We start from the raw sequence: 19955 nt of genomic DNA, 5'->3' as shown, positions 1-19955 counted from the left end.
TCCTACGTTCTGCTGGATTCGGGTGTGACGATGCGGGTGAAGAGTGTGGCGCGCAGAGCGTCGGTGGCCTCGGCCACGGCGCCGACCAGCGGAGCCTCGGCGCCGAAGGCGGACGGCGCGAACGACAGCGGCAGCTGGGCGTCGAACTCCTCGGCGGCGGCGCGCACGGCGTCGAACAGCACGGGATGGGCGGCGTCACCGGCGAGGACGATCAGCCCCGGGTCGAGCACCAGCGTGATCGACCCGGCGATGAGCACCAGCCGGCGGGCGACCTCCGCGGCGATCACCCGCGCGCTGTCGTCTCCTGCCGCGGCGGCCTCGAGATGGGCCGGCAGCGGCAGCGACGGGTCGCGGCCCGCGACCAGCGCCAGATCGGCGGTGACCGCGTGCCCGAGCACGGGAGCCCCCGCGGGCAGCGGCGACTGCGGCAGGTAGTTCACCTCGCCGGCGATTCCCGAGACGCCGCGGTGCACGGCTCCGTCGATGATGTACGCCGCGCCGAGCCCTTCGTCGAGGAGCAGCAGCGCGAAGCCCGGCTGCTCGGCTCCGATCGGCCCGGACAGCTCGGCGAGCGCGGCGAGGTTCACGTCGTTCTCGATGCGCACCGGGCAGCCGAGGCGCTCGGAGAGCGCCGCACGGAACGCCCCGCCGTCCGGCCCCTGGTCGTCGCGGATCTCGCCGTCGGCGCGGACGATCCCTGGCACGGCGACGACGGCGACCAGCACCGGTGCGGTCGTGGCGGCCCGGCACTCGTCCAGAAGTGCGGCGATCGCCTCGACCCGGTCGACCACGACCGGCAGCGGTCCATGCGCCTCGGCCCGGACGGCGCCGGTGGCGTCGAGGAGCACGACGTGGATGTCGTGGTGGTCGATGTGGATGGCTGCGGCGAGGCCCAGCCGAGGGTTCAGCCCCACTCGCGTCGCGGCCGGCCCCTTGGTCGCCTTGTCCACACCGGCGGCGGCGACGGCTTCGCGTGATTCCAGCATCCGGAGCACCTGCGTGACCGCCGTGCGGGACAGCCCGGTCTCCCGCATCAGCTCGGCTCTGGTCAGCGCGCCGCGTCCGGCCAGCGCCTCCAGGATCGCTCGTGTGTTCATCGTCCGCAGCAGGGTCTGGGGTCCTGCGAGAGGTCTCGTCACGTGCATCCTCGCAATTCGTCCGGAACAGTCTGGCACAGCGTGTCGGCGACCGCGACACTTCGTGTCATACCTGTGGACGGCTCCTGCGACGCCCCGCGCGGGATACTGGAGACGATGAGCGAAGCACCGATCGTCATGACCGACTGCGGCCCTGTCCGCGGCATCCGCCGGCAGCAGGATGCTGCATTCCTCGGCATCCCGTTCGCCGCGCCGCCGACCGGCAAGCGCCGATTCCTGCCGCCGCAGCCCGTCGAGCCGTGGACGGAGGTGCGCGAAGCGACCGCCTACGGCGCGACGCCGCAGCGGCGCGAGGAGCCGAACGCGCTCATCCCGGAGCCCTCCGTCAAGGGGTCGTCGACGCTGAACGTCAACGTGTTCACACCTGCCACGGACGGCTCGGCTCCGGTGCTCGTCTGGATCCACGGCGGCGGATACTCCTCGGGCTCCCCCGCGAGCCCCTGGTACGACGGCCGCACGTTCTCGCGCGACGGAGTCGTCACCGTGACGGTCTCGTACCGGCTCGGCTTCGACGGCTTCGGCGTGATCGACGGTGCGCCCGACAACCGCGGAGTGCGGGACTGGCTGGCGGCGCTGGAGTGGGTGCAGCGCAACATCGCGGCCTTCGGCGGCGACCCCGCCCGAGTGACCATCGCCGGGCAGTCCGCCGGCGGCGGCGCCGTGCTCACGCTGCTCGGGATGCCCTCCGCGCAGCACCTCTTCCACTCCGCGATCTCGATCTCGGGGGCCCTCGGCGACCTGCCGCGTCCGATCGTCGAGAGGCGCAGCGCCCTGCTGGCCGAGATGGTCGGCGTCGAGCCCACGCTCGAGGGATTCCGGTCGGCGACCGAGAGGTCGCTCACGCAGAAGCAGTACGAGGCGTCCCTGCTCGGCAGGACCGGACTGAAGGCGACCACCGCCGTGCTCGAAGACGGACTGCCGTGGGGGCCCGTCATCGACGGCGAGCTGATCACCCGCCCGACCGTCGAGTCGCTCGCCACGGGGGTCGGCGCAGACAGGCCGCTGCTGCTGGGCGCCACCGACGACGAGTTCACCCCCGCGCTGGATGCCGCGCCACGCAGCCTCCGGTTCGTGCCGGCATCCGTCGCCCTGCGCCTGATCGCGCCGGCTCGCGCGGAGCGGCGAAGCTGGCTGGCGGCGAACCGGCCGCAGCGGAAGAAGGGCACCGCGGCGACCTTCGGCCGCTTCGTCACCGACCGCGTCTTCCGCTCGCTGGTCGTGCGTGTCGCCGAGGAGAGGGCGGATGCCGCCACCTGGGCGTATCGGTTCGCGTGGGCCTCACCGCGCACCGGCTGGTCGAGCCACTGCCTCGACGTGCCGTTCTGGTGGGACTGCCTCGGTTCTGAACGCGTGGCCGCGCTGGCCGGAGACGCTCCCCCGCAGGGCCTCGCCGACGACATGCACGCCGCGGCCGTCGCTTTCATCACGAACGGAGATCCGGGCTGGCCCTCCTGGCGCACCGAGCCAGGGACCACCCGGGTGTTCGGCGATGTGCCGCCCGTCTCGACCTCGGCCTACGACGACGCGCTGCCGCTGGCCTGACGCGGCTCAGTACGGAACGGCGAAGATCTCGTCGTGGACGGATGCTGCGGCATCCGCCGGCAGCGGCACGAACTTGAGGAACTCGTCGTCGCCGGTCTGCAGGCACCACTGGAGCAGGCGCCCGCGCATCTCGTCCCGCATCCCGTCGAACCGGGCCTCCCCGGCGAGATTCCGACGCTCCCCCGGGTCGGCGCGCAGGTCGTGCAGTTGCTCTCGGTCACGGCCCCAGCTGTACACCGCGTACTTGAGGTCGCCCCACCAGATCGCCCGGCCTCGGGTCAGCGGCGGATCCGCCCGTTCGAAGCGCGTCTCGGCACCGATCAGCCGGTCGTGCTGCGCATCGACCGCTTCCAGGGGCAGGGGCGCACCGTGCAGCCCGCCGGGCAGCGCGAGGCCCGCCGCGCGCAGCAGCGTGGGCAGTAGATCCAAACCCGCCGACACCGGATCGCTACGAACACCGGGGATCACTTCTGGCCCGGCAATGATCAGCGGCACCCTGGTGCATTCCTCGAACAGCGCCGTCTTCTGGTTCCACTGGTGCGCGGCATCGCCGTCGCCGTGGTCGCTGGTGAACACGATCAGCGTCGAGTCGGTCAGGCCGGCCTCGTCCAGAGCATCGAGCAGCCGCCCGAGGTACGCGTCTGCCCGCTCGACCAGCCGACGATAGGCCGCGCGATAGCGCCGCCAGTCCTCCGTGGTGTACTCCGCCGTCCCGTACACCTGGTGCGCGGCCTGCTTCTCGAAGCGGACGGCCTCGGGCTCGGACGGAGCCGGCGGGAAGTTCGACGGCAGCGGAGGCGCATCACGCACATCACCGGCGTCCACATCGCCGTACGGCATCGGCTGGCGCCTGGCGTACTCGCAGATCGTGTGCGGGTCGTCGAACGACGCGATGAACAGGAACGGAGAGTCCTGCCCGCCTCGTCCCCGCAGCCAGTCGGCACAGGCGTCGGCGAGCCCCCGGTCGCCGAACGAACGCACGACGTCGAACCCTGCATCCACCGGCGCGCTCGGCGCAGTGGCGTGCCACTTGCCTGCGTAGGCGCAGTCGTAGCCCCCACCCGACAGCAGATGCCCCAGGCTGTCGGACCGGGTTCCCGGTTCGACGGCCGGAAGGTCTCCGCGGCGGTTGCCCCGGATGCCCAGCTCATGAGGCATCCGCCCGGTCAGGAACGACGCGCGCGACGGCACGCACAGCGGGAACGTGACGTACGCCCGCTCGAACTCCGCACAATCGGCGCGCAACCGTTCCAGGTTCGGGGTGCGCACCCAGCCCTCGTCGCGGTCGATGACATGCGCGCCGAGCTGGTCGGCCATCACCACCAGTAGGTTGGGCCGCACCCCGGAGGTCACTTGCCCATGCCGAGAGTGAGCCCCTCGGTGAGGCGGCGGCCCAGCCAGAGGTAGATCGCGAGCATCGGCAGCACGACGATGCAGAGGCCGGCGAACAATCCGCCCCAGTCCGCACCGGAGTACGTCTGCTGCTGGATGAACGAGATCAGCGCCACGGGCAGGGTGTACTTGTCGGTGGACTGCAGCAGGGTCAGAGCGAGCAGCGTCTCGTTCCAGTGCGAGATCACCTGCAGCACGAACGCGGTCAGGATGCCGCCCTTCGCGAGCGGCAGGGTGATGCGCCAGAACGTGCCGAACGCCGTGGTGCCGTCCAGCGCCGCGGCCTCTTCGAGCTCAGCAGGCAGAGATCGGAAGAAGGCGATCAGCAGGAAGACAGTGAACGGCATCGATACGCCGATGTAGACGAGGTTGAGGCCGATCAGGCTGTCAGTGAGATACAGCTCGTTCAGCATCACGAACAGCGGGATGAGGATCACCTGCGCGGGGATGCCGAGGCCGAGCACGAAGTAGAGGGTCAGCGAGCTGGTGAACCGGTTCTCGACGCGACCGAGGTAGTAGGCGGCCGGAGCCGCGATCGCGACCGTGAGGAACGACGAGACCCCGGTCGTCACGACGCTGTTCAGCGTCGCCGTGGCGAAGTCGCCGACCGTCCACGCCGTCACGAAGTTCGTCGGGTCGAGCGAGGTCGGCAGACCCCACGGGTCGCTCAGGATCGAGCGGGTGTCGCGGAACGCCTGGATCACCATCCAGACCATCCACGCGATGTTGAGCACCACGAAGGCCCAGAGCAGCACCAGTCCGATGCCGCGGACGATGCTGCGATCGTGGCCGATCGCGGCTCCACGCCGGCGAGGTCGCCGCGGCCGGTTGCTCGGCGGCGTCACGAGCGCCTGAGTGGTGATCTCTTCGGGAAGCACCGGGGCAGAGGTCATGAGCACTCCTAGAACTCGATCGCGTCGCGCTTCATCACGCGACGGAGCAGGACGACGAGCACGGACACCAGGGCGAGCGAGAGGATCGCGGAGGCGCTGGCCATGCCGTACGCGGGGATGGACTCTCCGGAGAACGCGGTGACGTACGTGTACACCGCTGTGCTCCAGGTCTGGGTCGGCGGAATGCCCTGTCCTGTGGAACCGCCGAAGATCCAGATGATCTCGAAGATCTTCACCGAGGAGATCGTCCACAGCACCGCACAGGTGCCGAACACGTCCCAGGTGAGCGGCAGGATCACGTACCGCAGGCGCTGCCAGGCGTTCGCGCCCGCCAGCGCGCAGTCCTCGTAGTAGTACGGCGGGATCCGGTCGACACCGGCCATGAGGATCGTCGTGTAGTAGCCGGTCGTGATCCAGGTCAGCATCACCATGATCAGCGGGAACAGGTTGTCCTGCGCCAGCCAGGCGGGCGGATCGGTGACGCCGAGCCACCCGAGCAGGGTGTTCACCAGTCCCCCGGGGTTGAGCACGAAGCCGGCGAGGACGCCGAAGATCATCGCGTTCACCAGGTGCGGGAAGAAGATCACCGATCGTGCGATCTTGCGTCCCGCCATGTCGCGCAGCACCAGAGTCAGGCCGAACGAGACGACGAAGATCGCGGCCCCCACGACGAACAGCAGCAGCAGCGTGTTGCCGAACGACTTGAGGAACAGCTTGTCCGAGAACAGCCGCACGTAGTTGCCGAAGCCGACGAACTCCATCGGGCCGGCGCCGGACCACTTGTTGAAGCTGATCCAGATCGCGTAGACCGCCGGCCCCACGAAGAGCACGCTGTAGAACAGCAGCGCCGGCCCCACGAACGGGACGAACAGCCGCCTGCGCGCCTTGTCGATGGCGTTGCCGCCGGAGCGGGATGCGCGAGAGGCACCCCGCCCGGCGACGACCCCAGGCATCGCTGCCGTCTGGGTCATGAGTTCTGCTTCCAGTAGTCGATCTGACCCGACTTCATCGTCTGCACGAACTCCTTCGCGGAGATCTTCCCGAGGATGAGCTGGTCGGCCGCCGGCCAGAACAGCTTCTCGGAGTATCCGGGGAAGCTGATGCCGTCGTTCTGCTGGTAGAACGCGTCAGCCGAGTCGAGAGCCGCCTTCACGGTCTCCATCTCCGGGCTGGTCGCGGCGTCCTGACGGACGGGCAGGATCTTCGCGTCGGTGCCCAGTGCGTCCTGGTACTTCTTCTGCAGGAAGAACGTCGCGAACTTCTGTGCGTTCTCGGCGTTCTTCGCCCTGGCCGGCACCGAGAAGCCGACGAAGTCGGCGCGTGCAACCTTCTCGCCGCCGTCGACGGTCGGGAACGGGAACGACGCGTACTCGAAGCCGTCTGCCGCGTAGGTCCCGGTCTCGGTCGGGATCCAGGTGCCGTTGAACAGCAGCGCGGCATTGTTCCCCGCCCAGGCCTGCTGCTGAGCAGGCCACTTGCTGGCGTTGTATCCGGGGATGAAGTAGCCGCCGTCGACGAGCTGCTGCACCATCTCCGCGGCCTTGAGCGCCTCGGGCTCGTCCCACGCCTTGCCGGACTTGTCTGCAGCGATCTTGTTCAGCGAGCCGGGGCCGGCCAGGTGCACGATCGCGGCGGTGTACCAGTACGCGTTGTAGCCGGACACGTCGCCGTCGATGGCGATCGGCACCTCGTTCGCCGCCTTGAGCTTGTCGAGCTCGGCGATGAACGCGTCCCAGTCGGCCGGCGGCGCCGAGACCAGGTCGGGGTGGGTCGCGGCGTTGAACCAGATCGCATCGCTGGTGAGCGAGTAGGGCAGCATCCACGGCGCGTCCTCTCCCTTGCGGGTGAGCACGTCGCCGGCGAGGTAGGCCTTCGGGATGAGGTCGCCGGCCTTCCGACCGTCGACATCGGCGGCGTAGGCGTCGGCGAGCGCCTTCGCCTGACCGCTCTCGGCGAGCACCGGGGCGAGCTTGGCGAACGAGCCGTCGATGAGGTCGGGCACCTTGTTGGTGTTCAGCGTGGGGACGACCTTCTTCGTGTTGTCGCGTCCCTGCCACTGCACGTCGACCGTGATGCCGGTCTCCTTCTCGAAGTCGTCGATGGCGGAGGCGAGGACCTTCTGCTGCGCCTCGCCCTCCTTCCACATCGACCAGTAGGTGAGCGAGCCGCCTTCGCTCGAGTCGCCGCCCTGAGTGGATGCGCAGCCCGCGGCGGTCAGCGCCAGTGCGCCGACAACGACGAGTGCGGAGAGCTTTCGGATCTTCGCCATCGGGTTTCCTTTCGTTCGGGAGCGGCCACATCGCCGCTCCGTGCACGACTATCGCCGGATCAGAAGAGAGCATTCAAGGAGTACTACGAAGATTCCTCCCTTGAATGTCCAGAATCTTCCCGCTCCATCGCGAGTATGGGCAGAGGAATCACGATGAAAGAGACGAATCCCTCTTTATTCCTCTCTTTTACGACAGGAGAATGAGAGAACTGCCACGAGAGGAGGCGCCATGACCGATCGACGAGGATCCGTGGTGCGCGATGCCGATGCCAAGGCGCTGAAGTTCGAGGTGCTCGCCGACCAGCTGCGGCGCGGCATCCTCGCCGGCACCTGGACAGCCGGCGAGAAACTGCCGACGGAGCAGCAGCTCGCGTCCGAGACCGGCCTCTCGCTGACCACGGTCCGCCGGGCGTTCGACGAACTCGTGGCCGAGCGGATCGTCGTGCGCCGTCAGGGTGCCGGCAGCTTCGTGGCGCACATCCGGCCCCGCGACGAGAAGGCTCGCAGGCGCATCGGCGTGCTCCTTCCGGACACCCAGCTCTACTACCCACGCGTGCTTCAGGGCATCGACGAGTCGCTGTCCGCAGCCGGTGCGACGCTGCAGCTGTCGACCTACCGCTACGACCCCGAACGCGAGGCGCCCGCGATCGCCTCGCTGCTGGACGCCGACATCGACGGGCTCCTGATCGCTCCCACTCTCACCGGCATCGACGACCCCGCCGCCCGCGCGCGCGAGCTCATGGAGCTCCCGGTTCCCGTGGTGCTCGTGGAGCGCAGCCTGCCCGATCTCGGGCCCGCCGACACCACCGAGCACGTCTGCTCGGATCATCGCGGCGGAGCGTACGACGCCGTGCGGCATCTCGCGGCCCTCGGCCACACCCGGATCGCGCTGCTCACTCGCGAGCGCACGCCGACGGAAGCGGGCGTGGTCCGCGGTTACCGGCACGCCGTGGCGGATCTGGGTCTGGCCGGCTCACTGGAGTTCGCTCAGTCCAAGGCGGACTGGGTAGCCGACTCGGCACAGTCGGCGTACCGGCGCATCCGCGACTTCGAGGCCACGGCGGCGCTCGTGTTCGGCGACCGCGAGGCGACCCTGCTCGAAGGGGCGATCCGGCGCGACGGGCTGCGCGTGCCCGAGGACATCGCGCTCGTCTCGTACGACGACGAGGTGGCCGACCTGGCGGAGGTGCCCCTGACCGCGGTCGCCCCGCCGAAGTACCGGATCGGACGGATGGCAGCCGATGTGCTGCTGCGCCGCCTCATCGAGGGCGACGACTGTCCCCTGCATCAGATCAGGCTCCGGCCGAGGATCGTGGTCCGCCGTTCCTGCGGCGCGCGCGAGTCCTGAGCACGAGCCGTCGAACAAGGAGAAGTATGCGCATCGGTCTGATCGGAGCGGGGGCGGTCGCGCCGTTCCACGTGCGTGCGGCGGCTGCCCTCGCCGGGGCGGAGCTCACCGCAGTCTGCGACATCGACGAATCGGCGGCACGGCGCGCCGCCGACCTCTCCCCCGGGGCGGGAGTGTTCACCGATCATCGGCGGATGCTCGAGGCGGATGTCGTTGACGCGGTGATCGTGAACACCCCTCATGCACTGCACCTGCCGATCTCCGTCGAGGCCGCCGAGGCAGGGAAGCACGTGCTGGTCGAGAAGCCGATGGCGACGTCGGTGGCGGACTGCGACCGCATCGCCGAGGCTTGCGAGCGGGCGGGAGTGTCGCTGACGGTGGGTCACATCCAGCATTTCCTGCCCGACAAGACCGCCGCGCACGGACTCATCGCGTCCGGCGAGCTCGGCGCCGTGCAGCTGATCCGCGACAACCGCAGCACCGACTACCGTCCGGGCACCCGTTCTCCGTGGTTCTTCTCCCGCGAAGTCGCGGGAGGTGGAGCCCTGTTCAACATCGGCGCCCACTGTCTCGACCGCTCCCTCTGGTTCGGCGGAGCGCCGGCGGCCGAGATCTCGGCCTCCGTCGCGAGTCGGTTCGGCTCTCCCGTGGAGACCGACGGCGTGCTGCGCCTGCGACTCGAGAACGGCGTCGGCGTCGCGATCGCCGTGGTGAGCGACCCTCCGACGCGCAGCGACAGCCTGACCGTGGTCTGCGAGGGCGGTGTCGTCGAGGCCGACCCCCGAACCGGCACCACCGTGCGGATCGACGGGCGCACACGGGTGCTGCACGAGCCGACCGATCACGACATCCAGACCGGATTCACCGCGCAGCTGTCGGACTTCCTGCAGGTCGTCGACGGCGGACCGCCGGCCGTGCCGCTGGATCACGCGCGGCACGTCGTCGAGCTGATCCTGGCGAGCTACCGTTCGGCGCAGACCGGCGTCGCGAGCGTGCTCGGAGCGGTGCCGGCGTGAGCGCGCACCCGAACATCCTGGTCTTCCTCAGTGACGACCAGGGCCCGTGGGCACTCGGCGCCGCGGGCAACGAAGAGATCCGCACGCCCGTGCTCGACGCGCTCGCCGCCCGCGGCACGCGATTGGACAGGTTCTTCTGCGCCTCGCCGGTGTGCTCGCCTGCCAGGGCCAGCCTGCTCACCGGCCGCATCCCCTCCACGCACGGCGTGCACGACTACCTCGACGGCCCGAACACCGGTCCGGACAGCGTCGATCTGCTCGCCGGGCAGCCGTCGTACACCGACGCCCTGGCGGATGCCGGATACCGGCTCGGCCTCTCCGGCAAATGGCACCTCGGTGCGAGTGACGTGCCCCGGCGGGGATTCGTGCACTGGTACGCGCTGGAGGGCGGTGGCAGTCCGTATCACGACGCCCCGATGCTGCGCGGGGATGCTCCGGAGGTCGCCACCGGCTATCTCACCGACGCGATCGCCGATGACGCGATCTCGTTCCTCGACGAGGAGGCAGGGCGGGACGCCCCGTTCTTCCTGGCCGTGAACTTCACCGCCCCGCACAAGCCCTTCGCCGGGCAGCATCCCGACGAGTTCACCGAGCTGTACCGCGACTGCGCGTTCGAGAGCTGCCCTCAGGAGGAGCCGCATCCCTGGCTGCAGACGCTCGGCGGCGGCCCGATCGGCGGCGAGCCCGACGCCCGCGAGGCGCTGATCGGCTATTTCGCCGCGGTCACGGCCATGGATGCGGCGATCGGGCGCGTGCTCGACAGGCTGCGCGCGCACGGACTTGAGCAGGACACCATCGTCGTCTTCCTCAGCGACAACGGCTTCAACTGCGGCCAGCACGGCATCTGGGGCAAGGGCAACGGCACGTTCCCGATGAACATGTACGACGAATCGGTCATGGTGCCGTTCATCGTCTCCGCCCCGGGACGCGTGGCCCAGGGGCGGGTCCTGGACGACCTGCTCAGCGCCTACGACTTCCCTGCGACTCTGCTGGAGCTGGCCGGGGTCGCCGGCGCCGCGTTCGAGGAAGGACCCGGCCGCAGCTTCGCCGCCCGGCTCGCGGATGATCCGGCCGAGGCGTCCGACGAGGAGCGCGCGGTCGTCGTGCACAGCGAGTACGGTCCGGTGCGGATGATCCGCACGCGCGCACGCAAGTACGTCCATCGCTTCCCGTACGGCCCGCACGAGTTCTACGACCTCGAACAGGACCCCGGTGAGCGCCGGAACCTCGTCGACGACCCGGCGAGCGCCCGTGAGGTGGCCGAGCTGCGGCGGCGCATGCACGGCTGGTTCGCCGAGCACGCGACGCGGCAGGCCGACGGCGCCGCGCTGCCGGTCTGGGGCGCCGGACAGCGGACCCCGCTGGGCGACGACCCCGCGGGCGCCTTCTCCCCACCGGGATGGGACGGCGCAGCCGCCCTACCCTGAACAGAAGCACCCGCACCCAGGAGGCACAGTGACCCGCCCGAACATCCTGCTCATCGTCTCGGACGACCACGGCTACGCCGACCGGTCCGCGCACGGCACGACCGGGGTGACGACCCCGGTGCTCGACCGGCTCGCCGCGGAGGGGGTCACCTGCACCGACGCCTACGTCACCGCACCGATCTGCTCGCCATCGCGGGCGGGCATGATCACCGGGCAGTACCAGCAGCGCTGGGGCGGGCTGTGGTTCGACTCCGCGCACATCGGCACAGCACCGACCATCGCCGAGACGCTGCGCACGGCGGGCTATGCGACCGGATACTTCGGCAAGGTCCACTACGGCGACGAGACCTCCGCCGATCGCGGTGCCCCGCCGCACCACGGCTTCGACGAGTCGTTCTACGGCCTGGCCGGGCAGTCGATGGGGCGCCTGCACTACCGGCACCACTCCGCCGCCGCGGTCGAGGAGTACGGCGAAGCGGCGGGACCGATGGGCGTTCAGCCGTTCTGGTCGGGCGAGGAGCCCGCCGAGTTCGACGGCTTCACCACCGACGAGATCGCTGATCGCGCGATCGACTTCATCGGCGGCACCGGCGACGAGCCGTACTTCGCGATGGTCGCGTTCAACGCGGTGCACAACTTCTGCTGGCAGCTGCCGGAGGAGGAGCTCGAGGCACGCGGACTGCGGGGCTTCGAGGACTGGCACCCCGGCGCCTCCGAGTACATCGACTGGTACGACGGGGCGATCAGCCCGAATCTTCCGGACGGGCGGGCCTACTACCTCGCCCAGCTCGAGCTGATGGATCGCGCGATCGGCCGGCTGCTCGACGCCGTCGAGGGCCAGGAGACGATCGTCGTCTACCTCACCGACAACGGCGGATCGCAGTGCAACTACGGGGACAACGGCGACCTGCGCGGCACGAAGTACACGCTCTGGGAAGGCGGCATCAGGGTGCCGTTCCTGGTGCGCTGGCCCGGCGTCACCACGGCCGGCAGCGTGATCTCGGAGCCGGTCAGCGCGCTCGATCTCGCCGCGACGTTCGCCGCCGCGGGCGAGGCCGAGCATGCCGGCGACGGCGTCGATCTGCGGCAGACGCTGGCGGATGCCGCGGGCGACGCCGACCGCGAACTGCACTGGGACTGCGGATGGCAGTGGGCCGTGCGTCGCGGCGACTGGAAGCTGCTCTCGGTGTCGGGAGACGACCCCACCGCGCAGTATGTGGCCAGAACCGAGCACACCGAGACCGGGAACGGCCTGTTCCTCACCGACCTCACCGCGGACCGCGGCGAGACGCTCAACCAGGCGGGTGCGCGGCCCGACCTGGTCGGCGAACTGACTGCGGCGCATGAGAGGTGGCGCACCGAGGTGGGACTGCCTCCGCAGGCCTGATCAGCCCCCGTACGTCGCGGCGAGCGCCGCGCGGCCCGGCCAGGCGTCGCCGTCGGCGGCCAGTTCCGCGAGCAGCGCACTGCCCAGCTCCGTGGCCGCCGGAACATCCGGTCGGCTGTTCAGCTCGTACGGGTCCGCGACGAGGTCGAAGAACTCGACCTCGAGTCCGTGCTCCGGATGCCACGTGGCGACGAGCTTGCCCTGCGGCTCGCGCAACCCGCGGGCGCTCGACGGGTCGCTGCGCGAGGGGTACCGGTAGTAGACGACCGGGTCCGTGCCGCCGGAGGCCTCTCCGCGCAGCTGCGGCGAACGGTCGCGCCCAGGGAACCTCTCGGCATCCGCACCGGCCAGACCGAGGATCGTCGGGGCGAAGTCCAACGACGACACCGTCGCGTCGCAGACGCCGGGCGGCACGATGCCCGGCGCGTGCACGATCACGGGCAGGCGCATCGACTCCTCGTGGGCGACGTTCTTGTAGAGCAGGCCGTGGCTGCCCAGCTGCATCCCGTGATCCGCGGTGAACAGCAGCACGGTCGGTCGGCCCGTCGCCTCGATTGCGTCGGCCAGCCGTCCGATCTGCTCGTCGACGCCCGTGATCGCGGCGAAGTAGTCGCGGGCGATCTCCGCCGCCTCACCGGCGATCGTCGTCCCGTGCGGCACGTTCGGGCGCGCCAGCAGCTCCTCCGCGGAGCGGTCCGCGTACAGCCGGCGGTAGCGCTCCGGCACCTGATCGAACGGCTGATGGGGCGGGTTCAACGACACCATCAGCGTGTAGGGGTCCTCACTCGGCGTCGCGAGGAACTCGAGCGCGACATCGACCTCGTGCTCCGCCGACCAGGCGTCGACATCCACGCGGGCCTCGCGCCCGGCATCCGCCGTCCAGTAGTGCGGCGCGAGATGGCGGTCGGCGGCGCCGTAGGAGTACCAGAAGTCGAAGCCGAACCGCCGTTCCGGGGGCGACCACGCGTCCCAGACCTTCCCGTCGTCCCGGCGTCCCTCGCCGAAGCGCTCATCGTCGGGCACCGGCGGCTCGAGGTGCCACTTGCCGATGTAGCCGGTGCGATACCCGGCGTCCCGCAGCACGCTCGCCCAGGTGGGCAGCCCGTCGCGCAGGCCCACGCCGTCCTCCGCCGACTCGGAGTGCACGTTGAGGGTGACGCCGTTCGCCTCCGGGCGGAGCCCGGTGAGGAACATCGCCCGATGCGGACTGCACACCGGATACGAGCTGACGGCCTGCTCCATCACGCAGCCCGCGGCAGCCAGACGGTCCAGGTGCGGGGTCGCGACCGGGTCTCCCCCGGGCTGGATCGCCGCGGCGCGGAACTGGTCGGCCATCACGACGACAATGTTCGGTCTCACATCGGGTTCATTCATCGCTGCCAGTCAACGGGCCGTGAACACGAGGAATCAACATTGATTCCTCGTCTCTCCTCCTTCTAGCGTCGCTGACATCGACCGAAGGAGATCGTATGTTCACCCCCTCCCGCAGGAACGTGCTGCAGCTCGGCGGGCTCGCCGCGGCGGCCGTCCTGCTCGCGCAGGCCGGCCCGTTGTCCGCCTCCGCCTCCATCCGTCCGCTCGCCGTCGACGTGCCCGAGATCGAGGCGCTCCGCCTCCGCTGGGTCGAGACGCTCACCGGTCGCAGCATCATCGCCGCGAACCCCGCGGCCTTCGTCAGCGTCATCGCCAGACAGGACAGGGCGACCGACGCTCTGCTGGCCAAGGTGAGCCCGACCACCACCCGGTTCTTCTCGGATCAGGACTGGGCCGTCGGCGCCACCGACATCGCGAAGTCCAACGCGATGAGGATGAATTACGTCGGAATCCTCTCCCTCGCGACCTCTTGGGCGACGCCGGGATCGAAGCACGAGGGATCGGCGGCGGTGCTCGACACCGCGCTGCGCGGTCTCGCGCACATGCACGAGAAGATCTACAACACCGGAACCATCTGGTGGGGCAACTGGTGGTCGTGGAACATCGGCGCGCCGCAGCCGCTCGCGAACGCCATGGCGATCCTGCACGAGCACCTGTCCTCGGCCGAGATCGACGCCTACTGCGACGCGATCGATCACTTCCTCCCCGAGCGGGACCCCCGCAAGCAGCAGCACCCCACCGGGCCGCAGTTCTCGGACGGCGCGAACCGCGTCGACATCTGCCAGGGGATCATCGTCCGCTCGATCGTCCAGCCCGACGCCGAACTGCTGCACAGCGCGGTGACGGCCCTCAGCGACACCTGGCAGTACGTCACGGAGGGCAACGGGTTCTTCCGCGACGGTTCGTTCGTCCAGCACTCCACGATCGGGTACACCGGCACCTACGGACTGGTGCTGCTGGGCGGCCTCGCGAAGCTCTTCTCGCTGCTCGCAGGCACCTCGTTCGACGTCACCGATCCCACCCGAAGCAACATCACCGGCGTCATGGAGCGCTCGTTCGCCCCGCTGATGTATCGCGGGCAGATGATGGACGCCGTGCGCGGCCGCGCGGTCTCGCGCTTCGCGGAGCGCAGCGTCACCGACGGCAACGACCTCATCGAGCACACGTTGCGTCTGGCGCAGTCCGCCGACCCGGTCACGGCAGCGCGCTGGCGCGGACTCTGCCGGCAGTGGATCGAGGGCAACACGGCCGCGACCATCACCTCGACCACGAGCATCGTGCGGCTGTCGCTCGTGACGGAGCTGCTCGGGTCCGACGTGGCGCCGGTCGCAGACCCCACCGGCCCGAGGTTCTTCCCCGCGATGGACCGCCTGGTGCATCGTTCGGCCGACGGCTCCTGGGCGCTGTGCGTGGCGATGTGCTCGAACCGGATCGCCTGGCATGAGGGAACCGAGGCCGAGAACTTCACGAGTGTGAAGACCAGCCAGGGCATGACGTATCTGTACCTGCACGACGACGACGATCACTTCGACGACGAGTTCTGGCCGACGTCCGATCTCACCGCCCCTCCCGGCACCACCGTCGACCTCACTCCGCTGCCCCGGAACCCGGAGGGCGAGTGGGGCGAGCAGACGCCGGCGAACGAATGGACCGGCGGTGCCACCTTCGAGGACACGGCGCTCGCGGCGATGCACCTGGTGGCGCCGGGCGGTACCGGGCTCGTCGCGCGCAAGGCGTGGTTCACCCTGCCGCAGGGGATCGTCGCCCTCGGTGCGGACATCTCGACGGGCAGCACCGGCGAGGTGCGCACGGTGGTCGAGCATCGCAATCTCGGCAAGGATGCACGCACACTCCTCGTCGACGGCGCTCAGGTCACCGCGGAGACCGCTCTGATGAACCCGCGCTGGGCGCACCTGGACGGCACCGGCGGCTACGTCTTCCTCGACGACGCCCGGCTCGTCGCAGGAGTCGGCACCCGAGAGGGCAGCTGGCGGGGCATCAACACCGGTGCCGCCGCCGGCACCGAGGTCGTGCAGCGCCGCGCGTACGGCACGCTGCACATCTCGCACGGCACCGGTTCCGCGGCATCCGGCGGCTACGCCTATCTCGTGCTCCCCGGCGCGGATGTCGCGGCGACCAGGGCTGCGTCGGCAGCACCGAGGGTCGAGGTGCTGCGCAACGACGAGGTCGCCCAGGCGATCGGGCACTCGTCCTTCGTCACCGCCGCCGCGTTCTGGCGGGCGGGCACCGTCGGCGACCTGTCGGTCGACAGGGCCGCGTGCGTGATCGTCCGGAAGAACCCCGGGATGGTGCGGATGTCGGTCAGCGACCCGACCCAGTCGGCATCGGTCCTGACCGTCGACCTCGCAGGCCCGACGGTGACGCGGGTCAAGGGCACGGATGCCGCACGCGTCTCGCTCGCCCGCCGAGGAGACGGCGTTCGCCTCACGATCGACGTATCCGGCTCCGCCGGTGAGACGCTCGCGTTCTCACTGCACTCCTGAACTCCCGTGGGAGCCTCGCTCGGGCGGACTGACTACCTCGCCCCTGCTCGGCTCCCACGGGCGCATGACAAGAGGGGCCAGGATCTGCGGCATCCAAGGAGCGGGACTTCGCAGATTCTGACCCCTCAAGAAGGGGAGCCGAGCGGTCAGCGCACGGGCTGCAGCACCGGCACGTCGTAGCGATGCGGGGTGCCGAAGCGGTGCGCCGTGATCGACACGGCCTGCTCGCGCAGGAAGGTGAGCAGCTCGACGCGGCCGGCCGCGACGACCGGGTTCGCGTACAGCGCGAGGCTCGGCGAGCCGTCGACGGCGGCGGCGGTCGACAGCGCGGATGCCCCGATCAGACGCACCCGGCCGTCGGTGGCCGCGAGGCGCTGCGCGTGCGCGGCCCAGGCGGTGTCGTCCTCGTAGGCGACGACCACGTCGTGCGATCCGAGCCAGGTGGCGACGGCGGCCGGCAGCACCGAGGCGGTGCTCACGGTCACGCGCGAGCCGGCGCGACGGCCCGCGGCCGCGACGCGGAGCAGTTCCGCGACGCGCTCGCCCTCGTAGCGCACCGTGACCGGCACGGCCTGGTAGCGCAGCAGGTTCTGCTCGGTGGTCAGGCCGGTGGCGTCCCGCACCACGCCGAACTCCGACGCCCAGGCGTCGATGTCGGTGGCGAGAGCGCCACGCAGCCATGCCGCGTCATCACCCTCGACGAGGGCGACGGCCGACGAGCCGAGCTCGTCGAGCGCGGTCGCGGAGTGCACGGGAGCATCCGTCCACTCGGACAGGCCCACGAGGTAGTTCGGGCCGCCGGCCTTGGAACCGGCGCCGACGGCGGCCTTCTTCCAGCCGCCGAACGGCTGGCGCTGCACGATCGCGCCGGTGGTGCCGCGGTTGACGTAGACGTTGCCGGCCTCGATGCGGGCCAGCCACTGCTGCACCTCGTCCTCGTCGAGCGAGTGGATGCCGCTGGTGAGGCCGTAGTCGATGTCGTTGACGATGTCGATGGCCTCGTCGAGTGTGTCGGCGGTCATGATGCCGAGCACCGGGCCGAAGTACTCCACGCGGTGGAACTCGCTGCCGCGCTTCACACCGTCACGGATGCCGGGGCGCCAGAGCTGTCCGGCCTCGTCGAGCTTCTCGGGCTTGAGCATCCAGGACTCCCCCGCGTGCAGCGTGGTGAGCGCGGAGAGCAGCTTGCCCTCGGCCGGGCCGATCAGCGGGCCGATGCGGTTCGAGCCGTCCACCGGCGAGCCAACGTCATACGCGCTGACCGCGTCGACCAGCTGGCGGCGGAACCGCTCCGACTTCGCGGCGGAGCCGACGAGCACGACCAGCGACGCGGCCGAGCACTTCTGGCCGGCGTGGCCGAACGCCGAGTAGGCGACGTCCTTCGCGGCCAGGTCGAGGTCGGCCGACGGGGTGACGATGATCGCGTTCTTGCCGCTGGTCTCGGCGAGCAGCGGCAGGTCCTGACGGAAGCCGCGGAACAGCTCGGCGGTCTCGAAGCCGCCGGTGAGGATGACGCGGCCGACGGCCGGGTCGCTGACCAGCTGGGTGCCGAGGTCGCGGCCGTCGAGCTGCACATACTGCAGCACGTCGCGCGGAACGCCGGCCTCCCAGAGCGCCTCGATCATGACCGCGCCGGAGCGACGGGCCTGGCGGGCGGGCTTGATGATCACCGGGGATCCGGTGGCCAGCGCCGACAGCGTTGAGCCGGCGGGGATCGCGACCGGGAAGTTCCACGGCGGGGTGACGACGGTCAGCCCGACCGCGTGCATCTCGGCGCCGTCGACCTGCGCGAGCTTGCGAGCGCTCTCGGCGTAGTAGTGCGCGAAGTCGATCGCCTCGGACACCTCGGGGTCACCCTGCTCGATGACCTTGCCGGCCTCGGAGCCCATGACCTCCAGCAGGTCGGCGCGACGAGCCTCGAGGACCTCGCCCGCCTTGTGCAGGATCGCGGCACGGCCCTCGGCGCCCAGCGCACGCCAGGCCTCGCCCGCGGCGACCGCGGTCGCGACGCGCTCGGCGACCTGCTCGGAGGTCGACAGCGTGTTCGCGGCCACGGTCTCGTTTCCGAGTTCCGACTCGGCCATGCGGGCGCGGATGCCGTCGGCCCAGATCCGGTTCGCCGACAGCGACGGGTCGGTGTCGGGGGTGTTCACGAAGCCGTCCGTCGGCATCGCCGGGGCGGGCAGCTGACGGTTCTGCACGCGGTTCGGACCGGGGACCTCGGTGGGCACGTCCCGGATGGATGCCAGGAAGCGCTCCTTCTCGCGGTCGAACAGCTTCGGGTCCTCGTCGAGGTCGAAGACCGCCGACATGAAGTTCTCCTGGCTCGCGCCCTCCTCGAGCCGGCGGATCAGGTAGGCGATCGCGACGTCGAACTCATCGGGGTGCACGACCGGCGTGTAGAGCAGCAGCGAGCCGACGGTGCGCTTGATGACCTGCGCCTGCGCCGTGGCCATGCCGAGCAGCATCTCGAACTCGATGCCGTTCTCGACCCCGCGGCGCTTCGCGAGCAGCCAGGCCAGGGCGATGTCGAAGAGGTTGTGGCCTGCGACGCCGATGCGGACGTTCCCGACGTGGTCGGGACGCAGCGCGTACTCGAGCACGGCCTTGTACGAGGCATCCGACTGCTGCTTGGTCGACCAGGTCGCCAGCTCCCAGCCGTGCGACTCGGCGTCGACGGTCTCCATCGGCAGGTTGGCGCCCTTCACGACGCGCACCTTGATCGGCGCTCCGCCGTCGGCGACGCGGGCCGCGGCCCACTCCTGCAAGCGCATCATGGCGCCGAGGGCGTCGGGCAGGTAGGCCTGCAGCACGATGCCGGCCTCGAGGTTCTTGAACTGCGGACGGTCGAGGATGCCGGTGAACACCGCGATCGTGAGATCGAGGTCCTTGTACTCCTCCATGTCCAGGTTGATGAACTTGTCGCCCTTGACGGCGATGTCGTACAGCGGCAGCAGCGCCTCGGAGGCGTCGGCGACGGCGTGGTCGAAGGCCCACGGGCTGTGCGGAGCGACGGTCGAGGAGACCTTGATCGAGACGTAGTCGACGTCGTCGCGCTGCAGCAGGCGGCGGGTGCCCTCCAGACGGCGCACGGCCTCCTCACGGCCGAGGATCGCCTCGCCGAGCAGGTTGACGTTGAGCTTCACGCCCTGCGTCTCGCGGATGTGCTTGATCGCGGCGCCGAGCTTCTCGTCGCGCGCGTCGACGATGAGGTGACGCACCATCTGGCGCAGCACGGCGCGGGCGGAGGGCACCACGATCCCGGGCAGCATGGTCGCGGTCGCGCCGCCGAGGCCGATCGCGCCGCGCATCACGCCGGGCAGGAACTTCGGGGTCAGCGGCACGAGCTCCTTGAGCTTGGCCGCGGCGACCTTCGTGTCCTCGGGGCGCACGACGCCGTCGACGAAGCCGACGGTGAAGTCGAGGCCGTTGGGGTCGCGCAGCACACCGGCGAGGCGCTCACCGGCGGCATCCGTCGGCACCTCGCGACTCTCGATGAGCCACTGGCGGACGAGGGCGACGGCGTCGTCGGCGAGGTCCGAGAGGTCGGACACGGAGGTTTCGGCAGCGGGCACAGGGGTCGTCATGATCTCAGTGTGCGCTCTTCAACCGTCTATGAAAAGCGACCGTTTTCGATGGATAATGT

Annotated in this window: 13 protein-coding genes; 6 read left to right on the top strand and 7 right to left on the bottom strand. The window is 70.1% G+C overall.

Features of this window, described 5'->3' with window-relative positions:
• Positions 1 to 2: 2 nt before the first annotated feature.
• Positions 3 to 1139, bottom strand: coding sequence for an ROK family protein (locus ACFVAE_RS14060; protein WP_378893264.1), 1137 nt, complete (start codon positions 1137 to 1139; stop codon positions 3 to 5).
• Positions 1140 to 1253: 114 nt separating this feature from the next.
• Here ACFVAE_RS14060 and ACFVAE_RS14055 point away from each other — a divergent pair, with 114 nt between their 5' ends.
• Positions 1254 to 2699, top strand: a complete 1446-nt coding sequence (locus ACFVAE_RS14055; RefSeq protein WP_378893261.1) for a carboxylesterase/lipase family protein — start codon at positions 1254 to 1256, stop codon at positions 2697 to 2699.
• A 6-nt stretch (positions 2700 to 2705) separates the two neighbouring features.
• Here the strand turns inward: ACFVAE_RS14055 and ACFVAE_RS14050 are convergent, their stop codons facing one another.
• Genes ACFVAE_RS14050 through ACFVAE_RS14035 form a run of 4 tightly spaced genes read right to left on the bottom strand, consistent with a single transcriptional unit; the run spans position 2706 to position 7253 of the window.
• On the bottom strand, positions 2706 to 4052 hold the full coding sequence (locus ACFVAE_RS14050) for a sulfatase (RefSeq protein WP_378893257.1): 1347 nt from the start codon (positions 4050 to 4052) through the stop codon (positions 2706 to 2708).
• On the bottom strand, positions 4049 to 4984 hold the full coding sequence (locus ACFVAE_RS14045) for a carbohydrate ABC transporter permease (RefSeq protein WP_378893254.1): 936 nt from the start codon (positions 4982 to 4984) through the stop codon (positions 4049 to 4051). Before ACFVAE_RS14045 ends, ACFVAE_RS14050 begins: the two co-directional genes overlap by 4 nt.
• Before the next feature lie 8 nt (positions 4985 to 4992).
• On the bottom strand, positions 4993 to 5955 hold the full coding sequence (locus tag ACFVAE_RS14040; protein ID WP_378893252.1) for a carbohydrate ABC transporter permease: 963 nt from the start codon (positions 5953 to 5955) through the stop codon (positions 4993 to 4995).
• Positions 5952 to 7253: an ABC transporter substrate-binding protein gene (locus ACFVAE_RS14035; RefSeq protein WP_378893249.1), complete on the bottom strand. Its 1302-nt coding sequence runs from the start codon at positions 7251 to 7253 to the stop codon at positions 5952 to 5954. The genes ACFVAE_RS14040 and ACFVAE_RS14035 overlap by 4 nt, the downstream gene beginning before the upstream one ends.
• A gap of 229 nt (positions 7254 to 7482) precedes the next feature.
• Between ACFVAE_RS14035 and ACFVAE_RS14030 the strand changes: the two genes are divergently transcribed.
• Genes ACFVAE_RS14030 through ACFVAE_RS14015 form a run of 4 tightly spaced genes read left to right on the top strand, consistent with a single transcriptional unit; the run spans position 7483 to position 12431 of the window.
• Complete coding sequence (locus tag ACFVAE_RS14030) at positions 7483 to 8601, top strand: substrate-binding domain-containing protein (RefSeq protein WP_378893246.1); 1119 nt, start codon at positions 7483 to 7485, stop codon at positions 8599 to 8601.
• A gap of 26 nt (positions 8602 to 8627) precedes the next feature.
• Entirely contained in the window at positions 8628 to 9617 is a 990-nt protein-coding gene (locus ACFVAE_RS14025; RefSeq protein WP_378893244.1) for a Gfo/Idh/MocA family protein, read from the top strand.
• A complete protein-coding gene (locus tag ACFVAE_RS14020; protein WP_378893242.1) occupies positions 9614 to 11044 on the top strand; it encodes a sulfatase-like hydrolase/transferase in 1431 nt (476 codons plus the stop codon). The genes ACFVAE_RS14025 and ACFVAE_RS14020 overlap by 4 nt, the downstream gene beginning before the upstream one ends.
• Before the next feature lie 28 nt (positions 11045 to 11072).
• Entirely contained in the window at positions 11073 to 12431 is a 1359-nt protein-coding gene (locus ACFVAE_RS14015; RefSeq protein WP_378893240.1) for a sulfatase, read from the top strand.
• Here ACFVAE_RS14015 and ACFVAE_RS14010 read toward each other — a convergent pair whose 3' ends face one another.
• Positions 12432 to 13790 (bottom strand): sulfatase, encoded by a 1359-nt coding sequence (locus tag ACFVAE_RS14010; RefSeq protein WP_378893238.1) that lies wholly within the window; start codon positions 13788 to 13790, stop codon positions 12432 to 12434.
• Between the two features lie 110 nt (positions 13791 to 13900).
• Here ACFVAE_RS14010 and ACFVAE_RS14005 point away from each other — a divergent pair, with 110 nt between their 5' ends.
• The gene (locus ACFVAE_RS14005) at positions 13901 to 16309 is read left to right on the top strand and encodes a polysaccharide lyase 8 family protein (RefSeq protein WP_378893235.1); all 2409 of its coding nucleotides are present in this window, start codon (positions 13901 to 13903) and stop codon (positions 16307 to 16309) included.
• 146 nt (positions 16310 to 16455) lie between these two features.
• Here the strand turns inward: ACFVAE_RS14005 and ACFVAE_RS14000 are convergent, their stop codons facing one another.
• On the bottom strand, positions 16456 to 19896 hold the full coding sequence (locus ACFVAE_RS14000; RefSeq protein ID WP_378893233.1) for a bifunctional proline dehydrogenase/L-glutamate gamma-semialdehyde dehydrogenase: 3441 nt from the start codon (positions 19894 to 19896) through the stop codon (positions 16456 to 16458).
• Between the last annotated feature and the right edge of the window lie 59 nt (positions 19897 to 19955).

It is taken from the genome of Microbacterium sp. NPDC057659 (assembly GCF_042799915.1).
In the GTDB taxonomy this organism is placed as follows: Bacteria; Actinomycetota; Actinomycetes; order Actinomycetales; family Microbacteriaceae; genus Microbacterium.
The sequence above is the reverse complement of the archived record's forward strand: the minus strand, read 5'-3'. Positions and strand labels throughout refer to the sequence as shown.

Coding starts and splice junctions, on each gene's coding strand:
- ACFVAE_RS14055 (WP_378893261.1), top strand. CDS start 1,254: ATGAGCGAAGCACCGATCGTCATGACCGACTGCGGCCCTGTCCGCGGC.
- ACFVAE_RS14045 (WP_378893254.1), bottom strand. CDS start 4,984: ATGACCTCTGCCCCGGTGCTTCCCGAAGAGATCACCACTCAGGCGCTC.
- ACFVAE_RS14040 (WP_378893252.1), bottom strand. CDS start 5,955: ATGACCCAGACGGCAGCGATGCCTGGGGTCGTCGCCGGGCGGGGTGCC.
- ACFVAE_RS14035 (WP_378893249.1), bottom strand. CDS start 7,253: ATGGCGAAGATCCGAAAGCTCTCCGCACTCGTCGTTGTCGGCGCACTG.
- ACFVAE_RS14030 (WP_378893246.1), top strand. CDS start 7,483: ATGACCGATCGACGAGGATCCGTGGTGCGCGATGCCGATGCCAAGGCG.
- ACFVAE_RS14025 (WP_378893244.1), top strand. CDS start 8,628: ATGCGCATCGGTCTGATCGGAGCGGGGGCGGTCGCGCCGTTCCACGTG.
- ACFVAE_RS14005 (WP_378893235.1), top strand. CDS start 13,901: ATGTTCACCCCCTCCCGCAGGAACGTGCTGCAGCTCGGCGGGCTCGCC.
- ACFVAE_RS14000 (WP_378893233.1), bottom strand. CDS start 19,896: ATGACGACCCCTGTGCCCGCTGCCGAAACCTCCGTGTCCGACCTCTCG.